The following is a 1,644-nucleotide window of genomic DNA, read 5'->3' on the forward strand; positions in this document are numbered from 1 at the left end:
GCCAACTGAACGAAAGCCTGGAAGGCCAGGAAATTACCCTTTGCGGATGGGTTCATCGTCGCCGTGACCACGGTGGGGTGATTTTCCTCGATATCCGTGATCGTGACGGTCTGGCCCAGGTGGTGTTCGATCCGGACCGCGCTGAGAGCTTCGCCGCCGCTGATCGCGTGCGCAGCGAATTCGTCGTGAAGATCACCGGTAAGGTCCGCCTGCGTCCGGCCGGTGCCACCAATGCCAACATGGCGTCGGGCATGATCGAAGTCCTGGGCTATGAACTGGAAGTGCTGAACGAATCGGAAACCCCGCCGTTCCCGTTGAACGAGTTCTCCGACGTCGGCGAAGAAACCCGTCTGCGCTACCGCTTCCTCGACCTGCGTCGCCCGGAAATGGCCGAGAAGCTGCGTCTGCGTTCGCGCATGACCACCAGCATCCGTCGCTTCCTTGACGAAAACGGCTTCCTCGACGTCGAGACGCCGATCCTGACCCGCGCTACCCCGGAAGGTGCCCGTGACTACCTGGTGCCAAGCCGTACTCACGCCGGTTCGTTCTTCGCCTTGCCGCAATCGCCACAGCTGTTCAAACAGCTGCTGATGGTGGCCGGCTTCGACCGTTACTACCAGATTGCCAAGTGCTTCCGCGACGAAGACCTGCGTGCCGACCGTCAGCCAGAATTCACCCAGATCGACATCGAAACCAGTTTCCTCGATGAAAAAGACATCATGGGCCTGACCGAAGCCATGATCCGCAACCTGTTCAAGGAAGTGCTGGATCTGGAATTCGGTGATTTCCCGCACATGACCTTCGAAGAAGCCATGCGCCGCTACGGTTCCGACAAGCCAGACCTGCGTAACCCGCTGGAACTGGTTGACGTTGCCGATCAACTCAAGGAAGTCGATTTCAAGGTATTCAGCGGTCCGGCCAACGATCCGAAATGCCGCGTTGCCGCACTGCGCGTACCGGGCGGGGCGAGCATGCCGCGCAGCAAGATCGACGACTACACCAAGTTCGTCGGCATCTACGGTGCCAAGGGCCTGGCGTACATCAAGGTCAACGAGCGCGCCAAAGGCGTCGAAGGCTTGCAGTCGCCAATCGTCAAGAACATCCCTGAAACGTCCCTGAACGTGATCCTCGATCGCGTCGGTGCAGTTGACGGCGACATCGTGTTCTTCGGTGCCGACAAGGCCAAGATCGTCAGCGAAGCCCTGGGCGCGCTGCGGATCAAGGTAGGTAACGATCTGAACCTGCTGACCTGCGAGTGGGCGCCGATGTGGGTCGTCGACTTCCCGATGTTCGAAGAGAACGACGACGGCAGCTTCACCGCTTTGCACCACCCGTTCACCGCACCGAAGTGCACCCCGGCAGAGCTGGAAGCCAACCCGGCTGGCGCGCTGTCCCGAGCCTACGACATGGTGTTGAACGGTACCGAGCTGGGTGGCGGTTCGATCCGTATCCACCGCAAGGAAATGCAGCAATCGGTATTCCGCCTGCTGGGCATCAATGAAGCTGAGCAGGAAGAGAAGTTCGGCTTCCTGCTCGACGCCCTCAAGTACGGCGCGCCGCCGCACGGTGGCCTGGCCTTCGGTCTGGATCGTCTGGTGATGCTGATGACCGGCGCCCAGTCGATCCGTGAAGTGATCGCCTTCC

Annotated in this window: 1 protein-coding gene; it reads left to right on the forward strand. The window is 60.5% G+C overall.

Going from position 1 to position 1,644, the window contains the following annotated elements:
- Window positions 1-1,644: aspartate--tRNA ligase (aspS, locus tag D8V06_RS25445; protein ID WP_130932051.1), on the forward strand; the 1,644-nt coding region annotated here is incomplete at both ends.

Origin of the sequence: Pseudomonas sp. Sample_24 (assembly GCF_004307605.1) — a bacterium.
Classification (GTDB): domain Bacteria; phylum Pseudomonadota; class Gammaproteobacteria; order Pseudomonadales; family Pseudomonadaceae; genus Aquipseudomonas.